Origin of the sequence: Halalkaliarchaeum sp. AArc-CO (assembly GCF_024972735.1) — an archaeon.
Taxonomy (GTDB): domain Archaea; phylum Halobacteriota; class Halobacteria; order Halobacteriales; family Haloferacaceae; genus Halalkaliarchaeum.
This window is the reverse complement of record NZ_CP087723.1, coordinates 1,819,935-1,844,688: the sequence shown is the minus strand read 5'-3', so window position 1 is coordinate 1,844,688 and position 24,754 is coordinate 1,819,935. Positions and strand designations below refer to the sequence as shown.

At 66.0% G+C, this 24,754-nt stretch carries 20 protein-coding genes; 10 read left to right on the top strand and 10 right to left on the bottom strand.

Features of this window, described 5'->3' with window-relative positions:
- Nucleotides 1-61 precede the first annotated feature (61 nt).
- From rqcH to AArcCO_RS09810, 3 genes are all read right to left on the bottom strand, one after another.
- The gene (gene rqcH, locus AArcCO_RS09820) at nt 62-2,200 is read right to left on the bottom strand and encodes a ribosome rescue protein RqcH (RefSeq protein WP_259533254.1); all 2,139 of its coding nucleotides are present in this window, start codon (nt 2,198-2,200) and stop codon (nt 62-64) included.
- A gap of 82 nt (nt 2,201-2,282) precedes the next feature.
- Entirely contained in the window at nt 2,283-2,858 is a 576-nt protein-coding gene (locus AArcCO_RS09815) for a hypothetical protein (protein WP_259533253.1), read from the bottom strand.
- Between the two features lie 8 nt (nt 2,859-2,866).
- Entirely contained in the window at nt 2,867-4,027 is a 1,161-nt protein-coding gene (locus AArcCO_RS09810) for a DUF3179 domain-containing protein (protein ID WP_259533252.1), read from the bottom strand.
- A 141-nt stretch (nt 4,028-4,168) separates the two neighbouring features.
- On the opposite strand from AArcCO_RS09810, the gene AArcCO_RS09805 reads away from it, so the two are divergent.
- Together AArcCO_RS09805 and AArcCO_RS09800 are read left to right on the top strand one after the other, a co-directional pair.
- Nucleotides 4,169-4,954, top strand: coding sequence for a sulfite exporter TauE/SafE family protein (locus tag AArcCO_RS09805; protein ID WP_259533251.1), 786 nt, complete (start codon nt 4,169-4,171; stop codon nt 4,952-4,954).
- 123 nt (nt 4,955-5,077) lie between these two features.
- A complete protein-coding gene (locus AArcCO_RS09800; RefSeq protein WP_259533250.1) occupies nt 5,078-5,296 on the top strand; it encodes a hypothetical protein in 219 nt (72 codons plus the stop codon).
- A 21-nt stretch (nt 5,297-5,317) separates the two neighbouring features.
- On the opposite strand, the gene AArcCO_RS09795 is transcribed toward AArcCO_RS09800, so the two are convergent.
- A complete protein-coding gene (locus AArcCO_RS09795; RefSeq protein ID WP_259533249.1) occupies nt 5,318-6,796 on the bottom strand; it encodes an AMP phosphorylase in 1,479 nt (492 codons plus the stop codon).
- Nucleotides 6,797-6,857: 61 nt separating this feature from the next.
- Between AArcCO_RS09795 and AArcCO_RS09790 the strand changes: the two genes are divergently transcribed.
- Together AArcCO_RS09790 and AArcCO_RS09785 are read left to right on the top strand one after the other, a co-directional pair.
- Entirely contained in the window at nt 6,858-7,880 is a 1,023-nt protein-coding gene (locus AArcCO_RS09790) for a hypothetical protein (protein ID WP_259533248.1), read from the top strand.
- A 91-nt stretch (nt 7,881-7,971) separates the two neighbouring features.
- Nucleotides 7,972-10,677: a cation-translocating P-type ATPase gene (locus AArcCO_RS09785; protein WP_259533247.1), complete on the top strand. Its 2,706-nt coding sequence runs from the start codon at nt 7,972-7,974 to the stop codon at nt 10,675-10,677.
- A gap of 39 nt (nt 10,678-10,716) precedes the next feature.
- Here AArcCO_RS09785 and AArcCO_RS09780 read toward each other — a convergent pair whose 3' ends face one another.
- Nucleotides 10,717-11,307 carry a 2Fe-2S iron-sulfur cluster-binding protein gene (locus AArcCO_RS09780; protein WP_259533246.1) on the bottom strand — a complete coding sequence of 197 codons (591 nt, stop codon included), beginning with the start codon at nt 11,305-11,307 and terminating at the stop codon, nt 10,717-10,719.
- A 123-nt stretch (nt 11,308-11,430) separates the two neighbouring features.
- Here AArcCO_RS09780 and AArcCO_RS09775 point away from each other — a divergent pair, with 123 nt between their 5' ends.
- The 3 genes from AArcCO_RS09775 to AArcCO_RS09765 are packed head-to-tail and all read left to right on the top strand — an operon-like array spanning nt 11,431 to nt 14,534.
- Nucleotides 11,431-12,516, top strand: coding sequence for a DUF2891 domain-containing protein (locus AArcCO_RS09775; protein ID WP_259533245.1), 1,086 nt, complete (start codon nt 11,431-11,433; stop codon nt 12,514-12,516).
- A gap of 57 nt (nt 12,517-12,573) precedes the next feature.
- A complete protein-coding gene (gene cofH, locus AArcCO_RS09770; RefSeq protein ID WP_259533244.1) occupies nt 12,574-13,980 on the top strand; it encodes a 7,8-didemethyl-8-hydroxy-5-deazariboflavin synthase subunit CofH in 1,407 nt (468 codons plus the stop codon).
- Nucleotides 13,980-14,534, top strand: coding sequence for a metal-dependent hydrolase (locus tag AArcCO_RS09765; protein WP_259533243.1), 555 nt, complete (start codon nt 13,980-13,982; stop codon nt 14,532-14,534). The genes cofH and AArcCO_RS09765 overlap by 1 nt, the downstream gene beginning before the upstream one ends.
- A 45-nt stretch (nt 14,535-14,579) precedes the next feature.
- Here the strand turns inward: AArcCO_RS09765 and AArcCO_RS09760 are convergent, their stop codons facing one another.
- From AArcCO_RS09760 to AArcCO_RS09745, 4 genes are all read right to left on the bottom strand, one after another.
- Entirely contained in the window at nt 14,580-16,211 is a 1,632-nt protein-coding gene (locus AArcCO_RS09760; protein ID WP_259533242.1) for a bifunctional N(6)-L-threonylcarbamoyladenine synthase/serine/threonine protein kinase, read from the bottom strand.
- A 9-nt stretch (nt 16,212-16,220) separates the two neighbouring features.
- Nucleotides 16,221-16,529: a 30S ribosomal protein S24e gene (locus tag AArcCO_RS09755; protein WP_259533241.1), complete on the bottom strand. Its 309-nt coding sequence runs from the start codon at nt 16,527-16,529 to the stop codon at nt 16,221-16,223.
- Between the two features lie 108 nt (nt 16,530-16,637).
- Nucleotides 16,638-17,660 (bottom strand): cytochrome d ubiquinol oxidase subunit II, encoded by a 1,023-nt coding sequence (locus AArcCO_RS09750; protein ID WP_259533240.1) that lies wholly within the window; start codon nt 17,658-17,660, stop codon nt 16,638-16,640.
- On the bottom strand, nt 17,660-19,168 hold the full coding sequence (locus AArcCO_RS09745) for a cytochrome ubiquinol oxidase subunit I (protein ID WP_259533239.1): 1,509 nt from the start codon (nt 19,166-19,168) through the stop codon (nt 17,660-17,662). The genes AArcCO_RS09750 and AArcCO_RS09745 overlap by 1 nt, the downstream gene beginning before the upstream one ends.
- Nucleotides 19,169-19,540: 372 nt before the next feature.
- Here AArcCO_RS09745 and thsA point away from each other — a divergent pair, with 372 nt between their 5' ends.
- Entirely contained in the window at nt 19,541-21,109 is a 1,569-nt protein-coding gene (thsA, locus tag AArcCO_RS09740) for a thermosome subunit alpha (RefSeq protein WP_259533238.1), read from the top strand.
- A 19-nt stretch (nt 21,110-21,128) separates the two neighbouring features.
- On the opposite strand, the gene icd is transcribed toward thsA, so the two are convergent.
- Nucleotides 21,129-22,391 (bottom strand): isocitrate dehydrogenase (NADP(+)), encoded by a 1,263-nt coding sequence (gene icd / locus AArcCO_RS09735; protein WP_259533237.1) that lies wholly within the window; start codon nt 22,389-22,391, stop codon nt 21,129-21,131.
- Between the two features lie 237 nt (nt 22,392-22,628).
- Between icd and AArcCO_RS09730 the strand changes: the two genes are divergently transcribed.
- Together AArcCO_RS09730 and map are read left to right on the top strand one after the other, a co-directional pair.
- Entirely contained in the window at nt 22,629-23,540 is a 912-nt protein-coding gene (locus AArcCO_RS09730) for an isoaspartyl peptidase/L-asparaginase (RefSeq protein ID WP_259533236.1), read from the top strand.
- Nucleotides 23,541-23,698: 158 nt separating this feature from the next.
- Entirely contained in the window at nt 23,699-24,604 is a 906-nt protein-coding gene (gene map / locus AArcCO_RS09725; RefSeq protein WP_259533235.1) for a type II methionyl aminopeptidase, read from the top strand.
- The last annotated feature ends 150 nt before the right edge of the window (nt 24,605-24,754 follow it).

The following is a 24,754-nucleotide window of genomic DNA, read 5'->3' as shown; positions in this document are numbered from 1 at the left end:
GATTAACGATTAGGCTGTTTATTTAACCTATATAAGTTACCTCGGGGTTTTCGGCCGGAACTCACATCTCGAGTTGACTTCCTCCGGGTGGAAGGAACTCCTGGATCCGGTCGGCGCTGGCGACCTTGCGGACGAACGATTGATCGGTGAACCGGTCCTTGAACTCCCGGTAACACAGCATCGCGGCGTCGTTCTGCGCGTATTTGCCCGGACGGAGACGGATGATCGTTGCCGTCCGGGGTTCGATCGCGCTCGGCGGGCCGCCGAGCACCCGCGACTGCGGTTCGACCTGCACGCCGACCGCTATTTCGGCGGGCACGTCGCGGTAGTACGTCCGATCCCCCCGGATCACGAACCCGCCCTTTTCGAGGTACTCGCCGCTTTCGGGGGTCTTCGACACCTGTTCGGGCGAGACCGCGTACGCGTCCCCCGCACCGCGGCCGTCCTTCCAGACCGAAGAGTAGGAGACTGCAAACCGTGCCGCCTCCTCGAGGCTCGTCTCCGGGAACTCGACCTCCCGGGAGCGTTCGCTCGGCCCGGTCGCTTTGAGAACCGTCACCGGACCGCCATGGGCCTGTGCGTGGAAGAAGCGATCGTTCGACTCCATGTATTTCTTGACGAGCTCCTCGTTCTGGTCGGCCTTTCGCCCACCGATCACGAGGAACCCGTCGCTGGTGTGGAACCACCGGAACCGCTCGTACCACTCCTCGGACTCCCGGATCGGGATTGACGACCGCGCGAGCCAGTCGGGAGAGCGATCCTCTTTGTCACCCTCCTCTCCGTCGGGTCCGTCCCGATCGTCGGCCTCCAGCTCCCCGCGTTCGCGCCGCGTTTTGCGCTCTTCGAGACGTTCGAGCTCCTCGCGCGTCTCCTGGATCGCCTCGAGGGCGCCCTCCTTTTTCCCTTCGATCCGCTTTGCCTCCTGGTACAGCAGGTCGGCGTTGCGCTCGACACCGACGTCCGCCTCGACGGTGACACGCTCCCCTTCGAGTTCGAGCGTCACGGTTCCCTCGCTGCCGTCGACGTCGACGACGGCCTCGGCCGCCGGAATCCCCCGGTCGGCACCCGTCGAGAACTTCTCTTCGATCGTCTCCCACGGAACTCCCTCCTCGCGGGCAGACTGGACCGTCGAGAGCACCTCGTCGACGAGGTCGTAGTTTTCATACAGCAGTTCCGCGCGCCGCCGCTCCCGATTCGCGTCCTCCTCGAACCCCTCGATCGCACCCTCTTGCTGGTCGATAATCCGTCGCTTGCGGGCGATCTCTTCCTCGAGTTTTGGACCCTCGTCGCCGGCGTCGGCCTCGTCTCCATCCGCGAGTTCCAGCCGATGGAAGTAGCTGTCGAGGGCGGCGTTGAAGGAGTCGTACGTCTCGCTTTGCAGGGACTGTGACTCCCGCTCCGTGAGCGGGAACGGCGTCACGTCGACGACGCGTCCGTCTCCGTCGTCGGCTGCCTCGAGGTACACCCGTGGATCGAACTCGCCGGACGACAGCCGCTCTCGGAGCTGTGACAGCGCGTCGTACACCGCCCGGTACAGCTGTTCGTCGGCCTCCGTTATGGGCGTCGTCTTCTCGATCCCAGCCCGGGCGCACACCTCCTCGGCGTAGAGGCCGCCGAGGTTGAGCTGTGTCGCGAGCGTGCGGACCACGTCGCTGTCGGACTCGTCCATCCGTCGGGAAAAGTGATCGAAGCCCACCGTCAGGGGGTTGAGCCGGGAGGACGGGAACTCGTACTGGGCGCCCGGCGCGACCGTTCGGGATTTGAGCCGGAGCGTCTCCAGCGAGCCGATCACCTCGCCGTTTTCGTCGAGGACGGCGACGTTGCCCTCGCCGAACAGCTCTACGACGAGGGTGGTGTCCGCATCCTCGCGTTCGAACTCGAAGACGAGAATGCGGTCGAACTCGTACTGGTCGACCCCGGTCAGATCCGCCCCGGCGATCCGGTTGCGCAGCATCTTCGCGAAGTTGGGCGGCCGACCGGGCGCGTCCGGAACGCGTTCGGGATCGGAGACGTGTACGCGCTTTACGTCGCCGACCTCGGCGAGGAGTTCGACGCGCCCGCGATCGAAGTCCCGAAGCTTCAGACGGAGCAGATCGTCGCCGTACAGATACGCCTTGTCGACCTTCGCACCCTCGTAGCGGTGCAGTTCGGTGACGAGGGCTGCGAGGTCGATGCTCGACAGCTCCTGCTTCGGATCCATACCGTTCGATCGTACGTCGATGAAAAAGGCGTGTCGGCTTCGACCCGACCGTTTATCTGCTTCGTGCATCGCTCGGCGTCGGCTAGTGCACCGCCCCCGCGCGTTCGGGATCGATCTGCCGGGCGATCAACAGCAATGTACCCACGAGCAGTAGGACTGCGATCGGAACCAGGAGTTCGAACGCGAGCAGGAGTCCGCCGGTCAACTGGACGCCCAACAGGATGACGACGACGGGAGCACAGCACGCCGACCCAGACAGAAGCGCCGGGATCCCGGCGAGCGCGCCCGCCGATCGGGAGCCGATCCCGCAGGCGGCGGGCTGGCGCCAGGCGAGATACGACACTCCCAGGTTGAGCCCCACCAGCGAGGCCAGCGCCAGTCCGAGGACGGTGTTGAGCGAGAACTGGTAGGTGACGACACCGAGCCGGAACAGCGCCACCGGCTCGTAGGTGAACGTCCCGAACGTCCGGCGGAACAGCTGAACGGTCGGCTCGCTCGCGACGACGACCCCGAACCGACCGTCGCCCGCCTGGAGTGTTTCGATCGCGTAGAGGTATCCGAGGAGATACGCGACGGTCGTGACACCGATCACGCCTCGGGCGCCCCGGTTACGAAACGTCAACCGGAGTGCAGTGCCGGCCTGTCGGAGGGTCTTCATCGGTTCGATCACTCGTAGACGGCGGTTTGGGGATAGTACGCGAACCACCCGAACCAGAACGCGTCGAACGAGAGCGCCGGCTGGAGGGGGAGATCGTTAGGGGGATACTCGTCCCGGTTTTCGTCCCGAACTGCCCCGCCGTCGAATTCGAACGTCTCCCCGTCCGGATTCCGGTAGACGATCGCCGTGTCCAGTCCGGGGTCGTAGACGGCGACGTGTGGAACGTCTCCAACAGCGCCGTGGACGACGCCGGATTCGCGGACCGAATCCGCCAGGAACGCTGTCGCCCCCTCCTCGGCCCGGATGCCGTACACCCACCGCTTCGAGTGATACCGATCGCTCTCGTGGAGGTTCCCGAAGATCGTATTGTCGTTCTGGTAGTAGCCGCGCGCGCCGTACGGATCGCGGCCGTAGTTTCGGGCAAAGCCCGTCGCCTCCGAGAGCACGACCGTGTCCGGATGCCGATCCCGCCAGGCACCCCACCTCGTCCGGACGACGTCGAACTCGCGAAGCGTCGCACCACCCGGCGTGTCGTGCCAGGGGCCGGGAATCGAAACCGCCGGGATCTGTGGCCACCAGCGCTCCAGTTCCCGGTCGTACATGATCAGATTGTTGTTGATCAACATCCCGGAGACGCCGAACTCGGTGTCGCCGCGTTCGAACCCGAGCGCGGTGCCGGTGAGCGGACAGTACGTCACGGCGACCGGGACCCCGTCGAGTGTGTCGTTGACGATCTCGTGCTGGACGAGTACCCGTCGCGGATACGCCTTCGCCTCGTCGTCGCCGACCATCCCGAGTACAATCGCGTCGTCATCGGGCGTTTCGGCGTCTCCCACCTCGAGAAACTCGGGGTCGTCGATCGATGGGATCCCGTCCTTCGGCGGGCCGCCGTCGGTGGCGCGACTGCGCAACTCCGCCGGCGAGAGGGGCAAAGGGAGCACGCGATCGCCGAACGGGGGTGCCTTCGACGGTTCCCCACCGGGTGGATCGTCGCCGACGTAAACGGGCTCGAAGTCGGCAGGAACGTCGTTCCCAGTGCCCTCTGCCCGGTCACTCCCCGGGCCCGTCCCGCCGGTCGCCGGCCGGGCAGTACTGGTACAGCCGGCGAGGAGACTCGTGCCGGCGACGGCCGCGAGAATGGAGCGTCTTGACCTGTACCGTGTTACCATAGTACAATACACGGGGCTACGGACGATGACGGTGGCGCGGTTGTGCAATCCGGTTACACGAAACGTTCCCTGCCAGGACGTTCGTGCCGCCGAGGCGCCAATCCGGCGACCACTTAACTAGGTCTCCGGAGTACAGCCGGCGTGTCGATCGCGTTCACCCCCGAACTCCTCCTCGCCGTCGCAGCGGTGGCCGCCGTCGCCGGTGCGGTAAACGGCGTCGCCGGGTTCGGCTTCGCAGTCGTCGGGACGATGGCGCTGGCGACGATGGTCGATCCGGCGGCGGCCGTCGTGTTCATGATCCTGCCGATCTTTGCGGTGAACCTCTCGCTGGTGGGGGAGCTCTCCGGAAAACAGCTCCGGACGTGCGGCCGACGGTTCGGGCCGCTGTTGGGCGCGGCATTGCTGGGCACGATCGCCGGACTGATCCTGCTCGAACGGCTCCCGGAAGCGCCGTTGCGGGTGGGGCTGGGGCTCGTCTCGCTCGGGTTCGTCGCGACCGCACAGCGGAGAATCACCATCCCCGGATTGGGTCGGGTTCGGGACGGCTGTTTCGTCGAGACGCCGGCGGCGATGGCCGGCGTCGGCGGAGTCTCCGGCGTGCTGTTCGGCGCCACCAACGTCGGCGTCCAGCTGGTGGCGTACGTTCGCAGCTGTGACCTCTCCCATGGACTGTTCGTGGGCGTCGTGGCGATGGTGTTTCTCGGCCTCAACGGCGTCAGGGTCGCGGCCGCGGGGGCCCTCGGGCTGTATCCGGATCTCGCGTTCGTCGCCGGATCCATCGGTGCTGTCGTTCCCGCCGTTGCGGGTGTTCGGATCGGTGCCGGGTTTCGCGACCGAGTGAGCGAAGCGCGGCGGCGCGGGATCGTCCTCGGTTTGCTCGCGGTTATCGGCGTTCGGCTCGTCTTCGACGGGTTCGCGGCGATCTGAACCGAGTATCCCACGATCCACCGCAGTCGGACGGTTAACGGGGCTTAATTCGGGGAAATTGGGGGCGATTCGGGTTCGGCGTCTTCACCCCTTTTGTTTCCCTGGCTCGGACGGACAGTTGCAATGATCGAACTAGATCCGCTCACGATCGCACAGTTCACGGCCGACGCCGCGTCGGTGCTCGCCCAGGGACCGCCCGCTGACCTCCCCGCGCCGGTTCCCGACTTCGTCGGGGACGTCCTCGGCGCCATCCAGTCGTTCGTCGACGGCGGGACCGACCGTCTCGGCGAGGTCGTAAGCGGTCTGACCCCCGGCAGCGCCGGGGACGCCCCCGGCCGATAGCTGAGATCCCCACCCGGCGCCTCACAGCTGTTCGATCAGCGTTTCCTCGGGATGTAGTATTCTGAGCACGTCCGCCCGTTCGGAGAGCGCGATCGCGTCCTCGAGTTTCGGCTCCGAGTCCGCGTAAATCGTCACCATCGGGTCGCCGGAGGCAATGTCCTTTCCCACGCCGGTGTGCATCTGCAGCCCCGCCGCCCTGTCCTTCGGCGCACCGGCACGCCTGGCGAGTTCGCTCACCACCGAGTTGTCGACGTGGGCGACCACGCCGTCGCGGCCGGCGGTGAGCGTCCGCGTGTGTTTCCCGACGCGGATGTCCTCGACCGAGACGTCCGGATCGCCGCCCTGGGCACCGACGATCGATCGAAAAGTCTCGAGGGCTCGCCCCGACTCGAGGATCTCTTCGGCGTCGGCGTCGACGTCACACTCGGCCAAAAGAATCGAGGCGAGCCGGACGCCTTTCGATCGCAGATCCGGCGGGCCGGCCCCCTGGAGTACTTCGAGGACGTCCCGTGCTTCGTGTGCGGGACCGATCCCCCGTCCGATCGGGCCGTCGCCCCTGGTGATCGCACACCGGATCCGCATGTCGAGCCGCTCGCCGACGCGTTTGAAGTCCCTGGCCAGTTTCCGTGCCTCGGTGTGGCTCGTGACCTTCGCGGCTTCACCGTACGGGATGTCGATCACCACGTGGCTCGAGCCCGCGCTCCGTTTCTTCGAGAGCACCGACGCGATCACCTGTCCCTCGGGGTCGAGCGACAGTGGGGTTTCGACCCGGATGATGCGGTCGTCGACGGGCGACAGCTCGATCGCCCCACCCCAGACGAGACAGCCGTTCGTCTCTCCGACGACCCGCCGGATCTCGTCTGCGTTCAGTTCGACGTCGCAGAACACCTCCATCGTGTCGGCGGTCCCCGCCGGCGACGTGATTCCCCGCGAAGAGGTTTTCGGGATCTTCACCCCTGCGGCGGCGACGATCGCCACGACGATCGGGGTCGTGCGGTTGCCCGGGACGCCGCCGATGCTGTGTTTGTCCGCGACCACCGGCTCCCCCCACTCGATCCGATCTCCAACGCCAGCCATCGACTCGGTCATGTGGATCGTCTCTCCCAATGACATGCCGTTGGCGTACACGCCGGCGATGTACGCCGACAGTTCGACGTCGGTGAGCCGATCGTGGTAGAGGTCCTGGACGATCGTGCGGATCTCCGAGCGGTCGAGTTCGACGTCCTGGAGCTTGCGCCGGATGTATCGCAACGACTGGGGCTGGGGCGCCGGCTGGACGACGACACGCTCCGGGAGATGGGTGAGGGGATGTGTGACGCCGATCTGCCCGATCGCGACGAGCCCGGTCGTGACCTTCACGACGCCGGTGGCGGTTCCACCGTCGTGGCGGAGCTGGACACGATCCATCGGATGGATTCCCAGTTCCAGGGCGTCTTCCTCGTGGAGCACGACCGTCGGCGTCTCCGTGTCGAGGTCGATATGGACGGTCTCCAGTTCCATATCGATCGCACGTCCGGACGGGACAAGACAGTTTTTCCCGGTGCGTGACGTTTCCGAACGCGTGAGCGATCCGGAACGGCGGCTCCGCGAGGCGACCTTGCTCGGCGGAATCTGCGGACTAGGCGTGCTTTCGATCGTGGCAGCGGTACTTTTCGGACTCGGCATCGCCGGCGCCGTGGTCGATGCCGGCTCACCGATCGGCGGCGCGCTCCTGTTCGTTGCCACGGTGGGAATCCTCACCGCCGCGCGATACGAGTGGACCGTCCTCGGAACCGTTGCCGACCAGATTCCGGTCGGCCTGGCTCGTGCCGAGCGGAGCGTCCTTGCCATCCTCGGTGGAACTGTCGTCACACTCGGGCTCGCCGTCGAGCCGGGTCTCTCGCCGATCGTCGCCGCCGCAGTCGTCGGTGTCGTCGCCGCCGTGCTGCTCCCTGGCTATGCGGTCCCGGTGTACTGTGGAGCGTTCGTGGGAATGACTTCACCCGCCCTTTTTTCCACGTACTGGCACGCGCTGGTCGCCGGAGCGGTGGCAAGTGCCGTGTTTCTGGCTGCCCAGCCGGTGTATCACGGCATCGGGGGAAAGCTCGGGACGACCGCGTTCGTGGGTGTGCTGGCGACCGTTGCTGCCACCTCGGGGAGGTTTCTCAGTGGTCCGCTCCCGGCTCTCGAAACGCTGGTGCTCGGTGTCGGATTCGCCACCGTCGCGGCCACAGTGACGTTCTGGCTCCATCGGGAGCTGCCGGTGACGCCGGTGCTCGCCTCCGGCCTGGTCGGTGTTGTGGGTGGAGCTGGGCTGCCCTTCCTGTTCGGTTCCTCAGGCGATCTGCTGGCTGCCGCGGTCTTTTCGGCCTCCTTTGCGGGGATGACAGATCCTCGACGTATCCCTCATCTCGGGTGGATCGGTCTCGCCGGCGCGTTCGTGGGACTCGCAGTCGTGTACACGACGCCGTATCTCGGGGGCTCCGGGGGCAAGCTCGGAACGATCGCGTTCGGTTCCGTGCTTGCGGTCCACGCGTTCCTCCGGTCGATCGACGCAGTCCGGATCCGGAAACGACACGGACAACGGAAGCGAGACACGACGTGACGGCAGAGCACCTGTCAGAGCAATCCCCGTGTGATGATCCATCCCGGCGGTCGTTTTTTGATGACTCCGGTCGACGTCACGGACGATCGTAATGGCGGACGTCGACTGGCACGCGGCCGACCGCGAGGCGGTGCTCGCGGAACTGGACACTGATCGAGATGGGCTCGAAAGCGAGGCGGCCGACCGTCGACTCGAGACCCACGGCCCCAACGAGATCGAGACTGCCGACGTCGTGAGCCCCGTGCGGATCTTCCTGCACCAGTTCAAAAGCCCCCTGATCTACGTGCTCGTGGCCGCGTTTCTCGTTACCGTCGCGATCGACCATTACACCGACGCCGTCGTGATCGCAGCCGTGCTCGTAATAAACGCCGCGATCGGATTCACCCAGGAGTACCGGGCCGAGAACGCCATGGCCGCGCTCTCGAAGCTCGTCTCCCCGAAGGCAACGACGCTCCGTGACGGGCGCCTCCGGGAAATCGACAGCGCACAGCTGGTCCCGGGCGACATCGTCACCCTCGAGTCGGGCGATCTGGTGCCTGCGGACGTGCGATTGCTCGAGGCGACCGACCTCCGGATCGACAACTCGGTGTTGACCGGCGAGTCCGTTCCGGTCTCGAGGGGAACCGAACCGGTCGAGTCGGAGGCCACCGTGGCCGACAGAACGAATCTGGCGTACATGGGGACGTCGGTGGTCTCCGGCCGGGCCACGGGGGTGGTCGTCGCCACCGGACTGGACACCCAGATCGGACGGATCGCCGGCGAGATGCGCCGCACAGAACGGGCGGTCACCCCCCTGCAACAGCGGATGCACCGGTTCGGGAACGCGATCGCCGTCGCCGTCCTCGCCGCCGGGCTCCTTGTGTTCCTGATCGGCCTCCAACAGGGGATTGCCGTCGGCGCCGTGTTCCTGCTTGCGGTCGCGATCGCCGTGTCGGCGATCCCGGAGGGGTTGCCCGTCGTCATGACGGTCGCACTCGCCGTCAGCGCACGGCGGATGGCCGGCCGAAACGCGATCATCCGACGGCTTCCTGCAGTCGAGACGCTCGGCTCCTGTAGCGTCATCGTCTCGGACAAGACGGGAACCATCACCCAAAACCGAATGACCGTCCGGCGCGTGTGGACCCCGGAGGGAAGTTACCTGTTGGAGTCCGGCTCGGGAAAACACCCACAGGGTGGCGGCGAGGCACCTGCGTTCAGCCGCGACGGGACGGGGGTCGACATCGATCACGAGCGACTCCTCGCGGAGACGGTGCTGGCCGGCACACTCGCCAACGAGGCCCGGATCGAGGAGACGGACGACGGCACAACGCCCGTCGGCGACCCGACGGAGACGGCGCTGCTTTCGGCCGGTCTGCGGGTCGGTCTCGACCGTCGCGAGCTGTTGGATTCTCACCCGCAAGTCGGTCAGCTCCCGTTCGAGTCGGACCGGCGCTACGCCGCGGCCGCACACCGGTTCGACGACGGCGTCCGGACGTACTTCAAGGGGGCCCCCGAACGGATCCTCGAGCTGTGTGACGACCGGTACGTCGACGGTGAGACGGCGGATGCGCGGCTCGACGAATCGGAGATCCTCACGGCGGCGACCGAACTCGCGAACGACGGACTCCGGGTGCTGGCGATGGCTCGGGCCGACGGCGACGTCACGGGCGACAGCGACCCTGATGGGGTGTCGTTTCTCGGCCTCGTTGGAATGGTCGACCCACCGCGGCCGGGCGTGCGGGAGGCGATCGAGTCGTGCAACCGGGCGGGGATCCGCGTCCTGATGGTCACCGGCGATCACGCCGACACCGCCCGCGCGATCGCCCGGGAAGTGGGTCTCGACGCCGACACGGTGCTCACCGGCACGGAGCTCGCGGAGCTTTCCGACGCCGAGTTGACCGAACGGCTGCGCGAGACGGCAGTCCTGGCGCGGATCAGTCCGACTCAGAAACTCCGGGTCGTCACGCTGTTGCAGGCCGAGGGGGAAACGGTCGCGGTAACCGGAGACGGCGTCAACGATGCGCCCGCACTGAAGGCGGCTCACATCGGCGCGGCGATGGGGATAAGCGGCACCGACGTCGCCAAAGAGGCCAGCGAGATGGTGCTCACCGACGACAACTTCGCGACGGTGTACGCCGCCGTCGAGGAGGGACGAACTGTGTTTTCGAACATCAGAAAGGCCACGAGTTTCCTGCTTGCGACCGGCGTCGGGCTGGTGCTCGCGATCCTGGCGGCGTTCGGGCTCGCGATCGGCGGCCTCCTCCCGAGGGAGCCGATCGGCGCGTTCCCGTTGCTGCTGTTGCCCGCTCAGGCGCTGTGGCTCAACGTGGTCAACAACGGGATCCAGGACGTCGCGCTCGCGTTCGAACCCGGAGAGCCAGAGCAGTTCACCCGGCCGCCGTACGATCCAAACGCAGGACTGTTGTCGCAGACACTTCTGGAACGAACGATCCTGGTGGGTGTCGTACTCGCGGTTCTCGCCGTCGGCGTGTTCTGGTGGGTGCTCTCGGGGGGAGCGACGCTCGGATACGCCCAGTCGGCCGCCCTCACGACCATGGTGGTTTCGATGGCGATGTTCGTCGGTGAATGTCGCTCGGAAACCCGGTCGATCCTCGAGAAGAGTCCGTTTTCGAACCCGCTTTTGCTGGTCGGGACGGCCCTCGCACTCGCGATCCACGTCGGCGCGCTGTACTTCGGTCCGACCCAGTTCCTCCTCGGGGTCGAACCGATCCGACTGCAAACGTGGCTACTCATCTTCGTGATCGCGCCAGTCGTCATCCTCGTCGTCGAAGCACACAAACGATATCGAGCCAACTGACGGCGACGACGTCTGTCGAGAAGTCGACGCGACGATCGATCAGGGCGCCTCGTTCGTCTCCAGGGAGAACTCCTCTCTGGGGTACGCCACGCACGTGAGCGTGTACCCCTCCTCCAGTTCGGCCGCCTCGAGCATCTGCTGGTTGTCGTGGACGACGTACTCTTCGGACGGGCCGTCCGCGATCCGGCCGGCACACGAGACGCACTGTCCCTGTCTGCAGGCGTACGGCATGTCCCATCCCTCGTCCTCGCCGGCCTCGAGCAGCGTTTCGTTGTTCGCGACCTCGACTGTCTTGCCCTCCTTGAGGAACTCGACGTCGAAGTACTCGACCTCGTCGTCGGGGATCTCACTCGGGCTCGTTTCCTCGGCGGCCTCGCCCTCGAGTTCGGCTTCGCCGGCCGCCCCCTCGCCGCCGGCGACAGCGCCGGCGGCCGCCGCCGAGGCACCGCCGCCGATCGAGCGGTTCATCGGCTCGGGGAAATCGGTCTCGGGAACGGTCCGGGCTCGACGTTCGAGGAGTTGATCGGTGATGTCTTCGGCCGACTCCCACTCGGTCCCGCGCGCGAAGTGCAAGACGACCACCACGAGGACGATCGTGGTAGCGAGTCCCAGCGCCAATGGGTCAACCATGGACTGCGTTATGGAAGGTGTCGTTAAAAAGGATATGTTCGGGAGACGCCCGGATCACCGACCGCGTGTGGTAGTACCACACCCTCGTCGGATACTTACAGTCACGGACGGAACACTGGGGCAATGTATCCGTTCGACGCTGTCGACGACGACGAGATCGTCCGAGGCAAAAGCGACTGGATCACGCCGGAGCTGGCCGAGCGGCTTTCCCAACACCCGCTGGAGTCCGTCGAGACGGAGTTTCCCCACTACGTTCGCTCGGTCGACTCTCCGGACGATGTCGTCCGTCCCCGGGAGAACCATCCGGTGTTTTTCGGCTGTTACGACTGGCATTCGGCGGTCCACAGCCACTGGGCGCTGATACGTCAGCTACGGCTGTTCGAGGAGCATCCAAGAGAGTCGAAGATCCGCGAGACGATCGATCGACGTCTCACTCCGGAAAACGTTCGGACGGAGGTCGAGACGTTCGAGGAGAACCCGTCCTTCGAGAAGCCGTACGGTTGGGCGTGGCTCCTCCGGCTCGCCGCCGAGCTGCGGCTGTGGGACGAACCGACGGCAGACGAGTGGCGATCGGCACTCGAACCGCTGGAAGCGACGATCCGGGAGCTCGTCCGGTCGGAGTTTCTCACACAGGACCGTCCCTTCAGGGTCGGAACCCACGGGAACACCGCGTTCGCGCTCGCGGGCGTCGTCGATTACGCGCGGGTCATCGGAGACGACTCTCTGGAGTCGGAGGCCGAAGAGACCGCACGGGAGTTCTTCGGCGACGATCGCGACTATCCCGTCGAATACGAGCCGCTCGGCTGGGATTTCGTCTCCCCCGCCCTCACGGAGGCGGATCTGATGTATCGGGTGTACGACCCAGATCCGTTCGCGGCGTGGCTGGTGGAGTTCTTCCCCGATCTGACCGAGGCTCCGTTCGATTCGATCCTCGACCCGGTTCGCGTCGATTCCGATCCCGACGAGGGAGTTGCGCTCCACCTGGTCGGGCTGAACGTCTCGAAGGCGTGGTGTCTGGCCGGGATCGCGTCGACACTGGAGGCCAGTGGAGATCACCCGTACGTGACGTTGTTCGAGGAGAGCGCGTGGGAACACACAAAAGCCGGCCTCGACGGCGCCTTCACCGATGATTACGCCGGATCACACTGGCTCTCGTCGTTCGTGCTGTATCTGCTCACGAGAACCGACGGCGGAATCGCACCCGAGTAGTTCGATACCGGGGCCGATGCCGTCGCGTTTTTATCCGTCCGGCGATCATCCAGTCCCATGACTCGCTCGGACGCCGGCCGGTCGACCGCGGGGAACGTCGCGTTCGAACACGTCCCCGAGACCGACCAGTCGTTCGAGAACGCCCTCGCGAAAGCGAGAGACGGGAACCGACTCGACGTCGACGACGCCGTCGAACTCCTCTCGACAGGGACCGACGTTGACGGCATCGATTCGGCGCGCAAGGAACAAGTGCTCCAGGCGGCCGACGCCCGCAGACGGGAGACCGTCGGCGAGGAGGTGACGTTCGTCGCCAACCTCAACAACAACGTCACCACCGCCTGCAACACGAACTGCCTGTTCTGTAACTTCAGGGACACCGCTCACGCCTTCGAGACGGGGTCGGACGTCGACCATCCCGGCTTCACGAAGACGCCCACAGAATCCCGGGAGATCGTCGCCGACGCCGTCGACCGGGGGATCTACGAGGTGTGTTCCGTCTCCGGGCTACACCCCGCGTTCGCGCTGAACGAAACGCACCGCGAGATCCTTTCGGGATTCGACGACCCCGCACGCGAGGTCAACTACAAACCGCCCGAACGGTACGACACCGACCCCGGGACGTATGTCGGACAGCTCCGGGCGATGTCCGTCGACGGCGTCCACGTCCACTCGATGACGCCCGAGGAGGCCTCCCACGCCCGGCGTGGGACCGACTGGTCGTACCGGGAGGTGTACGACACCCTCTCGGAGGCGGGGCTCGATTCCGTCCCGGGGACCGCCGCGGAGATCCTCGTCGACGAGGTCCGGGAGGTCATCTGTCCCGGAAAGATCGACACCCGGGGATGGTTCGACGCGATGGCGGGCGCCGTCGACGCCGGGCTCGACGTGACGGCGACGATGATGTACGGCCACGTGGAAAACGAGAAGCACCGCGCACTCCACCTCCAGCGGATCCGGGAGTTCCAGGACCGCAAGGGCGGGATCACGGAGTTCGTCCCGCTGTCGTTCGTCCACGAGCGAACCCAACTGTACCGCCAGGGGATCGTCGAGGGCGGCCCCAGCGACGCCGAGGACGAGCTCCTGATCGCCGTCTCCAGGCTGTTCCTCGACAACGTCGACAACATCCAGACGTCGTGGGTGAAATACGGCGACGAGAAGGCACTGAAAACGCTGTCCTGCGGAGCGAACGACTTCATGGGGACGATCCTCTCGGAGGAGATCACCCGACGGGCTGGTGGGGAGTTCGGCCAGTATCGGACGGTCGCCGACTACGTCGAGTTGATCTCCTCGGTCGGTCGGACGCCCGTCGAGCGCTCCACCGACTACCGGGCGCGCCGCGCGATCGATCCCGACGATCCGCCGCACGGACCGACGCTCGGCCCGAACGCCGACGGCACCCCGATGCTCGAACCGGACGAGGAGGGCGGGACGACCAGCCCCTCCGGGAGCTCTGTTCGGCCGTGATGGCCCCGACCCACGTCGCCGTCGGCGCGGCGCTCGCGTTGCCGCTCCTCGCGGTCGCACCGGAGCTCGCGGTCGTCGGCGCGCTCGCCGGGATCGCCGGGGGGATCGTTCCCGACCTGGATCTGTTCTCCGGAAAACACCGGAAAACGCTCCACTTTCCGGTCCTCTACTGGGTCGTCGCCGTTCCGGCCCTCGGGGTCGCAACGATCGTTCCCGGTCCGGAGACCGTCTCTGCGGCGCTTTTCTTCCTCTCAGCGGCTGTTCACTCCGTGCTCGACTGGTTTGGGGGTGGAGACGAGCTCCGGCCGTGGGAGGGAAAATCGACCGAAGGCGTCTACGTCCACCTCACCGGTCGATGGCTGACGCCGAAGCGGTGGATCAGATACGACGGTTCCCCGGAAGACCTGGCGCTGTCTGCGGGGGTTGCAGCCCCCGGGCTACTCCTGTACGGCACGCCGATCAGGGAACTCCTCGTGGGCGCGCTGTTCGTCGGAATCGTGTACGCCCTCCTCCGGCGTCGGGTTCCTCGCTACGTCGGACCATACTTCGAGTGACCGACAGCAAAACCGCGGATCGGATACCCAACTCGGGACAGGGAGCTACGGTTCCTCGTCGACCTGGTATCGTCCCCGACCCTCGACGGTTCGGAGCCGGTCGATCACCCGCTGTTCGCCGCCGTCGAGGTAGCCCCCCTCGAACGCCTCCAGGTGGACAGACGCGTCGGAAGCGGTGCCGGCGACGCTGCCCTCGAAGACGTGGAGATCCATCGCGTAGTCCTCGACGTGATCCGTGTAGTAGCCGAGCCCGAAGTCGATGAGGTAGGTTCGCTCGTCGTCGACGCGGACGTTCCGTGGGGTCGGGTCGCCGTGGACGAACCCGGCGCCGTGGAGCCGCGCGAGGTGCTCTCCGACCTGTCGACAGCGTTCGGGATCGAGCCGTTCCGCGAGGTCGGCGTCGCCGACGAACTGGAGCGTGAGCGTCGCCTCCGGGACGTCGACGTCGTACACGAGCGGCGTGGGGACGCCCACCCGCCGCGCATCGCTTGTGAGACGTGCCTCACTCCTGGTGCGAGTCGTCCGGAGCGTCTCGTCGAGTTTCGGGTGGCGGTAGGACTTCCCAACCCGGCGTTTTACGACGCGATCCCCCTCGATCTCGACGATCGCCTCCGCGCCCCGAAGCCGCGTTTCGGGATCAACGACGGCGACGCTCTCTTCTCGACTTCGCCACGTCACCGGCACCTGGTCGGGCCGGAAGTTGGGGTCGACCGACGACTCGGCGATCGGGATCGTGTCGCCGGCGCGGTACATCTTCGCCCCTAGCACCGCGATCATCCCGGCGTTGTCCCGCAGGAACCGCGGTTCCGGGACGGAAAAACCCGCGCCCCGGGCGTCACACATTTCTGCGAGCATCTCCCGAAGCCGGGCGTTCTGTCCGACACCGCCGCCCAACACGAGTTCGTCGCTGCCCGTAAGCGACAGCGCCCGCTCTGAAACCTCCGTTAGCATGGCGAAGACGGTTTCCTGTAGGGAGTAACAGACGTCCTCGACGGGCGTTCCGTCGTCGTATTCGGCCTTCGCGGCGGACATGATGCCCGAAAACGAGAAGTCCATCCCCTTGACAACGTACGGGAGGTCGACGTAGGAGCCGTCCGTTGCGGCTTGCTCGACCTTCGGTCCGCCCGGGTGGGACCATCCCACGTGCCGGGTAAACTTGTCGATCGCGTTGCCGACGCCGGTGTCCATCGTTTCGCCGAGCACCCGATACCGGCCGTCGCGGTAGCCCAGCAGGTGAGCGTTGGCTCCCGAGGCGTTCAGACACACCGGCGAATCGAACCCCGACTGATGCCGGCCGATTTCCAGGTGGGCGACCATGTGGTTGACCCCGACTAGCGGGACGTCCCAGCGTCCGGCGAGGGTTCGGGCCGCGGTGCCGACGGCGCGGAGACACGGGCCGAGCCCAGGCCCGCGGGAGAACGCGACGGCGTCGATCGGCGGTGCGGTTCCCTCGCCGGACCCCGCGTCGGCGGTCCACTCGCGCTCCGCCAGCCGGTCGAGCACGCGGCCGACCACTGTCGGAATCGCGTCGGCGACGTGTTCGGCCGCCTCGCGGGGATGGATACCGCCGCTGTCGGGGACGTAGGCGTCCGACTCCTGTAAAACGGTGTCCGTCTCGGTGTGGTACACCGCCGCGCTCGCACACCAGGCGGTGCCCTCGAGACCGAGAACGAGCATCCGGCGGCGTTACGCCTCTTCGGCAGCCTGCTCGCCGTCGTCGCCGATCTTGTTCCGGTCGAGCATGTATTCCTGTTCGACGTCCTTTGCAATCTCGGGCGAGTCGTACACCTTCGCGTAGCCGACCGTCTTGCGCATGCCGAACTTGGTGGCGAGTTCGTGGACGATGACTTCTGCGGAGTCTTTGTCGAGTTTCGCCGCAAGCGAGTCTCGCACGGACAGTCGCGAGGGCGTCGCGTCGTCGTGTGAGATCTCGAAGCGGACGTCGGTCCGGTGCAACATTGGGTTCTCCTCTTCGGAGATGACGTCGATTTCCATGGTTAGTTGTCCCTATTTCTCCCCGAAAGCAGTAAAAGGATTTCGAAGGACGTCCCGTCCTCCCGGAAGCGACGTCGACGAGTTCGGCTCTGACGTCGACGAGTCGGGTCAATCGTCGCCGACGCCGTATCCTCCCTCGCCGTCCCCGACGTCGACGGGCCCTTCGAACACGCGATAGAGGTACAGGAAGTATCCCACGACGAGCAGGAGAACGGGGAGTCCGAGCACCGTAAGCAGGTTCAGGGGGATCGGGGAAACGACGGCTTCCCTGACCGTAAGCTCTGCAGCCGGGTAGATCGTCGGATACAGCAGGGCTGCAACGAGTCCGACGAGCGAGATCGACAGCCCGGCGGTCGCGGCGAGGAATCCCCGGTACGCCCGCCGACTCGCCAACCCGATCGTCGCGACCCCGAACGCGACCGTCCCGACGACCGGGACGAGCACACCGGGGGTAAAAACGATCCCCCGGAGACCCCGAACGTCGAGCGCGAGCAGAACGCCCAACACGACGACGACGGCACCGAGATAGATCGCGCCGACGAGCCGGCCGTATGCGGCCATCCGATCGCGCAGATCGCCACGGAGTTTCACACCCAGATACGCTGTTCCGGTCGTCGCCGAGAGCGCGACCAGGAGGACGCCCGTCGCCAGGGCCGGGACGCTCGCGGTTCCGGACGCGAACACCCAGCTGCCGACGAGGGTTCCGATCAGGAACGGCGAGATCACGCTCCCGGCGACGAACGCCCGGTCGCAGGCACGCACCCATGCCTCGTCGTCGCGCTCCTCGCGGAGCTTTACGGAAACGCCCCGGAACAGCAACGCGAGGACGATCGCGATCGCGAGCAGGTAGTGTTCGCTCAGGAGTCGGGCGTACACCGGCGGGAACGCTCCCAAAAGGATCGTCCCGAAGCCGACCAGCCAGACCTCGTTCGCCTTCCAGACCGGCCCGAACGCAGCCAGTAGCGTCTCCCGTTCGCGTTCGTCGCGAGCCAGAGGGTAGACGATGCCGATCCCGAAGTCGAAGCCGTCGAGGAACACGTACATCGCGAGGGTGAAGACGACGACCCCGAACCAGAACTCCGGCAGCCAGGGCACGAGATAGCCGTCGGCGAGGAACAGCGGGACCGTCATCACTGATCTCCCCCTTCGGCACCGGAGGAGCCCGGACTGGTTGGCTCAGGTCCAGTCGGGTGCTTCGTGTCGGCCGTAGAGAGGCGTCGCGACTCGGCCGCGACCAGCCGACCGAACGCGTAGAGAGCGATCAGGAACAGGCCACCGAAGACGACGACGAACGCCGCGACGGACAGCGTTGCCTCCCCGCCAGTCAACACCGGCGAGACGCTTTCACCCACGAGCAGTTCGTCCTGCACCATCCACGGCTGGCGTCCGACTTCGGTGGTGTACCACCCCGCGATCATCGCGAGGAACCCCAGCGGCGTCGACAACATCAACGCTTTCAGGAGGCGATCGCTTTCGGAGAGTCGGCCCTGATACCGTCGATACGTACCCCACAGACCCAGGAAGATGAACCACATTCCGAGCCCGACCATGATGCGGAACGACCAGAACACGATCGCCACCGGTGGGGTGTGTTCGAACTCGTTGAGCCCGATCACCTCCGCACCGGGGTCACCTTCCAGGAGATACGAGACCAACATCGGTACGCTCAACGTATAGAGGTTCTCCGCCCGCGGATCAGTGAACCCCTCCAGCGTCTTGGGGAACGCGATCACGTGGAGTGCCACGCCCTCGTCGGTCTCGTAGTGGGCCTCCATGGCTGCGAACTTCGCGGGCTGGGTGTCCTCGACGTGTTTGGCGTAGGCGTCGCCCTGCAGCGCCTGTACGGGCGCCGAGATCACGAGCACCACCAGCGCGATCGTCACCGCCGTCCGCCAGGCGTCGTCGCCGTCGTGTTTCCACAGGAGGTACGCCCCGACGCCGGCCACCAGCAGCGCGACGGCGATCACCGCAGACAGCTGCATGTGGACGTACATCCACGCCAACCGCGGCGTGACGATCGCGGCGACTGGATCGGTCATCGTCGCGACGTCGCCGGCGAGATCGAATCCCTGGGGCGTCTGCATCCACGCGTTGACGACGATGATCCAGAACGCCGACAGCCACGCCCCGATCGCGACGAGGACCGACGAGGCGACGTACGTCCGGTCGCTCACCCGTTCGCGACCGAACAGCAGCACCCCGAGGAAGACGGCCTCGAGGAAAAACGCCATCTTCGCCTCGAACGCCAGCGGACCCCCAATCAATTCGCCGGCGAACTCGGCGAAGATCGGAAAATTCGTCCCGAACTGAAAGCTCATCGGGATTCCGGTTGCCGTCCCCATGACGAATCCGAGTGCGAACACCTTCACCCAGAAGTCACGCAACTGGGCGTACCGGTCGCTTCCAGTCTTCACGTCCTTGTAGGTGAAGTAAACGATGAGAGGAGCGAGGCCGACGGAAAGCGACGCGAAGACGATGTGGATCGTGATCGTCCAGGCGAACTGGATCCGGCTCAGAAGTTCCGGATCGCCGCTTAGCACGCCCGGGGCGATGGTCGATGCGAGGGCAGTACAAAGCGACGCGCCTGCGTCGCCGAGGAGCCACGATGCGACTGGGACGAACGCTGGATCGGGATACATTGGTCGGTGTCTGTGAGACCAGGAGCTGTCGGTTAGGTTCGAACTGTTCGGTCTGACCGGTTCGGGCTGTCCTGTCGGGCGGGGGTCGGGTAGTCGAGACGCGAGTCGTTCTCATCTGAATTTGGACAGCAGCCGCGTTAGAAGTTCTGGTGGGAACGCCGAAAGAGATGTGCCGAAATATCGTGCCCCTTTATCTGATCGCTGGCGTGCGGTCGTCCCTGATTCCGCTGGCGTGCGGTCGTCCCCGATTCGTCCACAGCTTCGGGTGATCTGTCTGCCTGTCTATCTATCTGTCTACCCCAGCAGTTCGTAGATTATAGTAACTTATATATAGAACTGCAAACCATCTCTCCGGTGATTATGGGAGCACGCATGCAACAACCCCTGTTCATTCTCTCCGAGGATAGCCAACGAACGACCGGCGCCGCCGCCCAGGAGTCGAACATCCGGGCGGGGAAAGCCGTCGCCAACGCGGTACGCACCACGCTCGGTCCTCGCGGGATGGACAAGATGCTCATCGACTCCTCGGGGACAGTCGTCGTCACGAACGATGGGGCGACGATCCTCGAAGAGATGGACATTGAGCATCCGGCTGCCCAGATGATCGTCGAGGTGTCCGAAACCCAGGAGGAGGAAGTCGGCGACGGAACGACGACGGCGGCGGTACTGACCGGCGAACTGCTCTCCCGCGCCGAGGATCTCCTCGAAGACGACCTCCACCCGACGGTCATCGTCGAAGGGTACTACGAGGCAGCGCGGCTGGCCGAGGATGCGATCGACGAGGCGGTGATCGACGGCAGCGACGGCGGCGATATCGACGACGACCTGCTCGTGTCCGTCGCCGAATCGTCGATGACCGGCAAGGGAACCGGTGACGTCACCGCCGATCGGCTTGCCGAACTCGTCGTTCGCGCGGTTCGGCAGGTGGAGACCGACGACGGCATCGATCGTGAGGACGTCCACGTCCACACCCGAACCGGCGCGAGCTCCTCCGCCTCGGACCTCGTCGAGGGCGTGCTCGTCGACGAGGAGCCCGCAGACGACAACATGCCACGGACGGTCGAAGACGCGACCGTTGCCGTCCTCGATTCGAAACTCGAGGTCCGCGAAAGCGAGATCGACGCGGAGTACACGATCTCGGATGTCGACCAGCTCAACGCCGCAATCGAGGCCGAGGACCGCGAACTCCGGGGCTACGCCGAGGCCCTCTCGGAGGCCGGCGTCGACGTGCTCTTCTGTACGAAGAAGATCGACGACCGCGTCGCAGGATACCTCGCCGACGCCGGAATCCTCGCGTTCGGGAACGTCAAGTCGAAGGACGCCCGTTCGCTCGCACGTGCGACCGGGGCGAACCGGCTCGGCACGCTGACTGACATCGAAGAGAGCGATCTGGGCAGCGCCGAGAACGTCACCGTCGAGCGATACGACGAGGACGACCTCGTCTTCGTCGAAGGCGGTGCGGCGTCGGCGGCGGTGACGCTGTTCCTCCGGGGCGGCACCGAACACGTCGTCGACGAACTCGAGCGCGCGATCACCGATGCCGTCGACGTGACCGTCGCAGCGATCGACAGCGGCGGGGTTGTTCCCGGCGCCGGCGCCACCGAGATCGCGATCAGCGATCACGTCCGGGCCTCTGCGGCGAGCGTCGAGGGTCGCAAACAGCTCGCGATCGAGGCGTTCGCCGACGCCGTCGACGCGCTCCCGCGGACGCTCGCGGAGAACACGGGGCTGGATCCGATCGACGCGATGGTGGATCTCCGTGCTCTCCACGAGTCGGCGGGCTGTGCGGGGCTCATCTCTACCGGCCGAGCCGGCGAGGTCGGCGATCCGATCGAGGCCGGCGTGCTCGATCCGGCGGCGGTAAAGCGGGAAGCCGTCCAGTCGGCCACCGAGGCCGCGACGATGATCCTCCGGATCGACGACGTCATCGCGGCCGAATAAGGGATCCGTCCTCCGTTTTTCAGGCCAGGTCGTGGATTCGCTCGACGACGGCGTCGGCGAACTCGCTGGTCGCGAGCTTCGTTCCGCCCTCGATCTGTCGGTGGAGGTCGTAGGTCACCTGTCCGGAGGCGATGGTTTCCTCGACGGCGTCGCGGACGAGGTCTGCGGCGTCGTTCCAGCCGAGATACTCGAGCATGATCCGTCCCGAGAGGATCATCGCCGTCGGGTTCACCTTGTCCTCGCCGGCGTACTTCGGCGCGGATCCGTGGACCGGCTCCGCGAGACACCGTCCGTGGCCGAAGTTCGCACCCGGGGCGATGCCGAGCCCGCCGATCTGGGCGCCAGCGGCGTCCGAGAGGTAATCGCCGTTGAGGTTCATCGTCGCGATCACGTCGTAGTCGGCGGTACGGGTGAGCAGCTGCTGGAGCATGTTGTCGGCGATGCGATCCTTCACGACGAGCGTCCCGTCGGGGCGTTCGCCGTCGAACCCCTCCCAGAGTTCGTCTTCGGTGATGACGTCGTCGCCGTACTCTTCCTCGGCAACCTCGTACCCCCAGTCGCGGAAGGCACCTTCGGTGAACTTCATGATGTTCCCCTTGTGCACGAGGGTGACGGAGTCGCGGTCGTTCTCGATCGCGTAGTCGATCGCCTCCCGGACGAGGCGCTTGGAGCCGAACTCCGAGATCGGCTTTACCCCGATCCCGACGGGGCCGTCGTGGATGACGTCCTCGACCTCCATCTCGTCTTCGAGGAACTCCCGTACCTCTTCGACCTCGTCGGTGCCGGCCTCCCACTCGATGCCGGCGTAGACGTCCTCGGTGTTCTCCCGGAACGTCACCATATCCATCTCCTCTGGGTCGACGACCGGCGACGGGACGCCCTCGAGATGGTAGGTGGGGCGGACGTTCGCATACAGGTCAAGCCTCTGCCGGAGCGCGACGTTCAACGATCGGAATCCGGCGCCGACCGGAGTCGTGAGCGGGCCCTTAATAGCGACACGGTGATTTCGGATCGCCGTCACGGTATCCTCGGGCAGGTTCTCGTCGTAGCGCTCGCGGGCGGAGGCGCCGGCGTACACGCGCATCCAGGCGATCGAGCGCCCTGTCGCCTCGGCAGCTGCGTCGAGGACCTTCTGGGCTGCCGGGCCGACGTCAGTGCCGATCCCGTCACCGTGGATGATCGGAACGATTGGGTTTTCGGGGACGTCCAGCTCGCCGGTTTCTTTGTCGACAAGCTCGATCGGCTCCCCGTCTTCGGGAACTTCTATTTGCTCGTAGCTCATGAACGTCCGAAGCTTCCGAGGGGGGCCTAAAGTTACTGCCGTTTTCAACGAATGATGACAACACTTGTCGTGTTGATAGTTCACAATACTGGAACGGCACGGCGGTCGGTTCACCCAATTCAAGGCGGAGGCCCCACCCTCAACGAGCGAGTGGCAGGTCATCTGCCCGAGCGCAGTAGGGTGGGGTAGTTGACCGCTTCCCGGGTTCTTAAGGCGACGCCCGGATTTCACCCGGGCATGCGAGTGATCGTTCACGGCGGCGCCGGGAGCACGCCCGATGAACCCGAGGAACGACAGGCGGTACTCGACGAGGCGGCGGCGGTAGGGGCGTCCTCGCCGGAGCCGCTCGACGCCGTCGAGGCGGCCGTTCGGGTGCTCGAATCCGACGAGCGGTTCAACGCCGGCGTCGGGGGAGCTGTACAGGCCGACGGGATCGTCAGGACGGACGCAGGCGTCATGCGATCGGACCGCGAGGTCGGCGCGGCGTGTTCGATGCCGGGGGTCGAACACGCGGTGTCGGTCGCGCGGGTCGTCCTCGAGGCGACCCCCCACGTGCTCGTTTCGGGCGTTCACGCCGTCGATCTCGCGGCGGACTTCGGCGTCGGAACCGAGACGGATCTACTGACTGCCGACAAACGGGAGTCCTTCGAGTCCGAGAGTCCACCGGACGGCTCCCCCCGCGACCAACTCGCCTGGCTGGATTCGCGGTTCGGCGGCGGCGACGACCAGGCCGGCGAACGTGGAGGCGACGAGTCCGACGCGACACAGGCGCCGGATCACGACACGGTCGGCGCCGTAGCCGCAGACAGGGAGACGTTCGCTGCTGCGACCTCGACCGGCGGGCGATCGTACGCACTCGCGGGGCGGGTCGGCGACGTGCCGCAGGTGGGGTCCGGGTTTTACTGTACGCCCGCCGGCGGGGCCTCTGCGACTGGGGCGGGGGAGGACATCGCCCGGGTGACGCTCTCGCGACGGGCCGTCGATCTCCTCGAAGAGGGTCACAGCGCCCAAGCGGCGGCCGATCGGGCGATCGAGGAGTTCGAGGAACTCACGGGGTCGGGAGCGGGGATCATCGTCCTCGACGACTCGGCGGCCGGTAGTGCCTTCAACACCGACGGGATGCAGACGAGCGTCGCCGTCGATCGCTGACGCGGCGGGCGCGAGGGTCGTCGGGCGATCGCGAGCGCCGTCGGACGATCGCGAGCGCCGTCGGACGATCGCGAGTGTCGTCGGACGATCGCGAGTGTCGTCGGGTGGTCGAATCGCCTCCCGCAACCTCTTTGGCAGCCTCGCCTCAATCCCACGGTATGAGTTACGGAGACCTCGACGAGCACGCCGTCGAATGCTACAGGGAAGCGGGGGAGATCCTGGTCGAGACGATGAACGAGGCCCGGGAGATGATCGAACCGGGCGTGACCCACCTCGAGGTCGCCGAGTACGCCGAAGATCGGATCCGAGAGGCGGACGCGGGCATCGCGTTCCCGGTGAATATAAGCGTCGACGAGGAGGCGTCCCACGCCACGCCGGGACGCGAGGACGAAACCACGTTCGGCGAGGAGATGGTCTGTCTCGACATCGGCGTCCACGTCGACGGCTACATCGCCGACGCCGCGGTGACCGTCGACTACACTGGCAACGACGAACTCGTCGAGGCCTCCGAGTCCGCACTGGAGGCCGCAGTCGACGAGGTCGGTCCCGGGGTTCCGGTCGGCGAGGTCGGTCGGGCGATCGAGGACGTCATCCGCGGCTACGGTTACACGCCGGTGCTCAACCTCTCGGGTCACGGCGTCCAGCAGTACGACGCCCACACTGGACCGAACGTCCCCAACCGCGGCGTCGATCGGTCGGTCGAACTCGAACCCGGACAGGCGATCGCCATCGAACCGTTCGCCACCGACGGGCGGGGCAAAGTCGGCGAGGGGGCCACCGAGGAGATCTTCGAACTGGAGCGGGACCGGAGCGTCCGCGATCGTCGGGCCCGTGACGTCCTGGACCAGATTCGAGAACTCGACGGGCTCCCGTTTGCGGCCAGATGGCTCGAGGGGACCGGCGTCGAGATGGCGCTGCGACGGCTCAAACAGCGAGACGTCGTGAAGGGCTACCCCGTCTTAAAAGAGGACACAGACTGTCTGGTCAGCCAGGCGGAACACACTCTTCTCGTCACCGAGGACGGCTGTGAGGTGACGACGGCGGGGATCCACTCGTTCGACTGACCGGACGTCCGGAAAATCAACAGTGATAACTCGGCCGCCGCTTTTAAGTCAGTGCTATCGGCCAATTTACACAATACTATGGGGTGTGTCGGCAGATCCAGGGGGCAGTCCGCCGTCGTCGGGTACATTCTGGTGATCGGACTCTCGCTT